Here is a 4,213-nt window from a genome sequence, read left to right on the forward strand (position 1 = left end):
GGGTGGCTGGCATAGCGGGGCAGGGCAGGAAAGGGTGGCCGCATGAACGTCGCGTTCCTCTTTCCCGGCCCCGGCGCACTGCGGCCGGGCACGCTGCACCGGTTGCCCGACACCGCCGCGTCTGCGGCCGTACTCGCCGAGGCCGAGTGCGAACATCCCGGAGGGGTCGCGGAACTCGACACCGCCGACGCGCTGGCCTCGTCCGAGGTGGCACGGCACGTCTGTCTGCTGATCGCCGGCGTGGCCGGGGCCCGCGCGCTGACGGAGGACGAGGAGGTGCGGCCCGATGTGGTGACGGGGCACGGGGCCGGTGCCTTCGCCGCCGCCGTCGCCGCGGGACTGCTCACTCTCCCGGAGGCGCTGCGGGCGGTCCGGATCCGCGCAGAACTGCTGGCGCGGGCCGAGGAGCCCCCGCACGATCTCGGCATCCGCATGGCACAGCATCTGGCGACCGTGCGGCGCCGCACGCACAAGATGCCGTACGTGACGTGCACCGGAGGGGACTGTCTGACAGCCGACGCGAACGGGGTCTTCGACGATCTGGCCAGGTCGATCGCCCTGCCCGTGCGCTGGACGGAGACGGTCACGACGCTGCGGGCGACCGGCGCCGAGCGCTGGGTCGAGCTGCCGCCCGGGCGCGCACTGACCGCTGCGCTGAAGGACGCCGAAAACGGCCCTGTGCGGGTGGTCTCGATGGAGGAGACGGGCATCGCGGAGGCCGCGGAGTTCGCGCGGGGCGAGACGGGGACCCTCCGCGCGCACCAGCTTCCCGAAGAAGGTTAACGAACGGGGTTCACGAAGGGGTGTCACCAAGCGACTTCTCGAAGCACCGGCTCTCCTCCTCGAACCGGTAGTGCCCGAACTTCTCCCGCGCCGGCCCATAGCCGGAAGAGGTGTACAGCGCGATCGCCTCCGGCTGGTGTATGCCGGTTTCCAGCACCATGCGCGTGCGCCCCGCCGCGCGGGCATCCTCTTCGAGCAGGGCGAGAATGCGCCGCGCCAGGCCGCGTCCGCGCGCCTCGGGTACGACGTACATGCGCTTGAGCTCGGCGTCGCCGTCCGCGTAGTTCTCTTCGCCCCCGTCGGCGTCGCCCTCGTGACCGTCACCCGCCGCACGGGTGGCGTCCATGGCGCGCCAGCCACCCGTGGCGACCGGCTGCCGCTCGTCGTCGTAGGCCAGGAGGTACAGGCCGCGCGGCGGTCGGAACATTGCCGGGGCGAGCGGGGTCGCGTCGCCTTCCGGATCGCCGTAGCGCTGCGTGTACTCCTGGAGCACGAGGTCGTTGAGTTTCCGCGCGTCCGGGTGGTCGAAGGGGACGGGAACGATCTGCATACGGGAATCGTAAGCGGGCATCGCGGGCGTCGGCGGCCACGGGCCGAAGCTCCTCCGGCTCCAGGACCGGCGCCCGTGGGCACGGTCGCGTGCCGCGTAGGGTGCGGGTAGTCCGGAAATCCACGGGGAGCACGTTTTGCGCAAGGTGAGCACGGTCAACGTCAACGGTCTGCGGGCCGCGGCGAAGAAGGGCTACGTGGAGTGGCTGGCGACCACGGAAGCGGACGTGATCTGTCTCCAGGAGGTCCGGGCTGAGCCTGAGCAGCTGCCCGAGGCGGTGCGGTCGCCCGAGGGCTGGCACGCGTTCTGGGCGCCCTCGTCGGCCAAGGGGCGCTCGGGTGTGGCGTTGCTCACGCGGCGCGATCCTGACGCCGTCCGGGTGGGGTTCGGAGTCCCCGAATTCGAAGCCTCCGGCCGTTACGTGGAGGTCGATCTGCCGGGCGTGACCGTTGCCAGCCTCTATCTGCCCTCGGGCGAGGTCGGCACGGAGCGGCAGGACGAGAAGGAACGCTTCATGGCGGCTTTCCTGCCGTACCTGTGCGACCTCAGGGAGCGGGCAGCGGCGTCCGGGCGTGAGGTGCTGGTCTGCGGTGACTGGAACATCGCGCACCAGGAGGCCGACTTGAAGAACTGGCGCGGCAACAAGAAGAACTCGGGGTTCCTGCCCGAGGAGCGTGCCTGGCTTTCGCGGGTGTTCGACCCCGAGGACGGTGGCTACGCGGACGTGGTCCGCTCGCTGCACCCCGAGGTGGCGGGGCCCTACTCGTGGTGGTCGTACCGGGGGCGGGCCTTCGACAACGACACGGGCTGGCGCATCGACTACCAGGTCTCCACGCCCGGGCTGGCGGGTCGCGCGCTGAAGGCGTACGTCGAACGCGCGGCCACCCACACGGAGCGGTGGAGCGACCACGCCCCGGTGACGGTCGACTTCGGTCCCTGATGCCCGACATCGTGGGCGTCCTCGATGTCCGGGATGTTCCTGACGCCCTGGTCCAGCCCTCCTCGGACAGAGAAGCCTAGCCCAGCAAGATCCAAACGAGAGGCCCTAGCCCTCGGCTCCGTCCGCGCGGGCGCGCTCTTCTCGCTCAGCGCGCTTGTCACTCAGCCATTCCTCCAGCTCTGCCCGAACCCGGCGGTCCAAGGCGAGGCCCAGTTCGGCTTCGACGATCTGCCGGGCGGTGGGGGCGACGCGGGCGAGGAGGTCGTTGAGGGCGGCCGGTTCGCTGCTCTCCTGGCGGGGGAGCAGGTGGGTGCGGAAGAGGCGGGCGAAGAGGGCGGCGATCTCGTCGGTGTGCTCGCGCAGCGCGCGACCCGCTTCGAGTACGTCGGCCAGAGGGATGCCCTTGGCGACGAGTTCCGCCGACCCGTCGAGCAGACGGCGGCTGGTGTGCACGAACTCGTCGCCGTCGATGGCGACGTAGCCGATGTCCAGGGAGGCGGCCAGGTTGTCGACGGTCACTTGGCCCTGGAAATAGTCGGCCAGTTCCTCCGGGGTGAGGCGGACGGGGGTCTCCTCGGAGAAGGGGGTGGCCAGGGCGGAGTCCAGGCCCATGACCTCGGCGGCGGAGCGGGCGTCGCGGCCCTTCTCGAAGGCGTCGAGCAGGTCGGCGATGCCGCCGAGGGTGTGGCCGCGCGAGAGCAGCGCGGTGATGCTGCGCAGCCGTGCGAGGTGGTGTGCGTCGTACCAGGCGATGCGGCCTTCGCGGCGCGGCGGCGGGAGAAGTTTGCGTTCGCGGTAGAAGCGAAGCGTGCGGGTGGTGATGCCTGCCGCTTCTGCCAGTTCGTGGGCGCGGAACTCCCGCTCGGGCGGGGTGGACCCGCCGTTCGCGGGGGTCGCGCTCCGGCTGCCCGGCTCGTCCGTCGTGTGTTGCTCGTTCGCGCTCGCCACGTGCCACAGCCTAGGGTCTTTCGTTTGGATCCGGCTGGGGCGGGAAGCGGGGTGAGGTGCGTGCTCTCCCAAGGCGGAGGCCGGGGACACACCCCAGCCTCGGAGCGGGAGTGCTCCGGCCTCCGGTCGGGAGTGCTCCGGCCTCCGGTCGGTCGGGGGTGCGTATCCGGGACCCGCGAGCCCAGCGGGATCGTGCACGAGAGGCCTCAGGGGCTGTCGACTCTCGCGGTCGAAGACCGCCGGCCGCCGGTCTTCGTCCGCGCCGCACACGGCCGGCCTCCTGGTCCGTCCACAGTCTCGTCGACAACAGTTCAGGTGGCGGCTTGTCGTCCGGTGCCGGGGTGCGTGGGCGTGGGCGTGGGCGTGGGCGTGCGAAGTGTTGCCGCTGTCGCGGCGAGCAGGACCAGGGTGAGGACGACGGCCAGAAAGACCTGGCCGTGCACCCCGAGGACGAAGAAGGTCTGGGCGGAGAACTCCGGGTCGTAGGTGGCGGTGCCGGGGAACAGCAGCGCACCGATCATGCTGAGCCAGGGGGTGGCCAGGACCGCGGCGGCGCACAACAGCCGGCCGCGGGGGTTGCGGCCCTGGCGCAGGGAGAGGGCCAGGCCGAGGAGACCGAGGAGCACCGTCATCAGCATGTACTGGGCGTCGTGGAACTTGGCATGGGGCGGCCAGCCGGGGTTGAAGGCATGCTGGGCCGCCAGGTCGGGGATGACCAGATCGGCGAGCACGGCGCTGACTGTTGTGATCGCTCCGACGAGGGCGATCAGAAGGCGCGGGAGGGGCATGAGAATTGGCCTCTTGAGGTTCGTTGGCTCCCGGGACTGACGCGCTGTCGCGGAGCCGTGCGGAGGGGAGCCCTCCGGTGGAGGGAGCCCTCCGGTGGAGGGAGCCCTCCGGTAGAGGGAGCCCTCCGGTGGAGGGAGTTCTCCGGCGGACAGGGGCTTCCCGGGGTGGGGTGTCAGGGGGTCCAGGTGTAGGCGTCGGTGACC

General features: G+C 71.2%; 5 protein-coding genes. 2 read left to right on the top strand and 3 right to left on the bottom strand.

Annotated elements, in window-relative coordinates:
* Positions 1-42 precede the first annotated feature (42 nt).
* Positions 43-783, top strand: a complete 741-nt coding sequence (locus AB8Z75_RS32235) for a hypothetical protein (protein WP_369208256.1) — start codon at positions 43-45, stop codon at positions 781-783.
* Between the two features lie 10 nt (positions 784-793).
* On the opposite strand, the gene AB8Z75_RS32240 is transcribed toward AB8Z75_RS32235, so the two are convergent.
* Complete coding sequence (locus AB8Z75_RS32240; RefSeq protein ID WP_369208258.1) at positions 794-1,333, bottom strand: GNAT family N-acetyltransferase; 540 nt, start codon at positions 1,331-1,333, stop codon at positions 794-796.
* Positions 1,334-1,469: 136 nt separating this feature from the next.
* On the opposite strand from AB8Z75_RS32240, the gene AB8Z75_RS32245 reads away from it, so the two are divergent.
* The gene (locus tag AB8Z75_RS32245) at positions 1,470-2,273 is read left to right on the top strand and encodes an exodeoxyribonuclease III (RefSeq protein WP_369208260.1); all 804 of its coding nucleotides are present in this window, start codon (positions 1,470-1,472) and stop codon (positions 2,271-2,273) included.
* Between the two features lie 105 nt (positions 2,274-2,378).
* On the opposite strand, the gene AB8Z75_RS32250 is transcribed toward AB8Z75_RS32245, so the two are convergent.
* Together AB8Z75_RS32250 and AB8Z75_RS32255 are read right to left on the bottom strand one after the other, a co-directional pair.
* Positions 2,379-3,221 (bottom strand): MerR family transcriptional regulator, encoded by an 843-nt coding sequence (locus AB8Z75_RS32250; protein ID WP_369208262.1) that lies wholly within the window; start codon positions 3,219-3,221, stop codon positions 2,379-2,381.
* A gap of 311 nt (positions 3,222-3,532) precedes the next feature.
* Entirely contained in the window at positions 3,533-4,009 is a 477-nt protein-coding gene (locus AB8Z75_RS32255; protein WP_369208264.1) for a DUF6640 family protein, read from the bottom strand.
* Positions 4,010-4,213 lie beyond the last annotated feature (204 nt).

Source organism: Streptomyces sp. PU-14G (genome assembly GCF_041028275.1).
GTDB lineage: Bacteria > Actinomycetota > Actinomycetes > Streptomycetales > Streptomycetaceae > Streptomyces.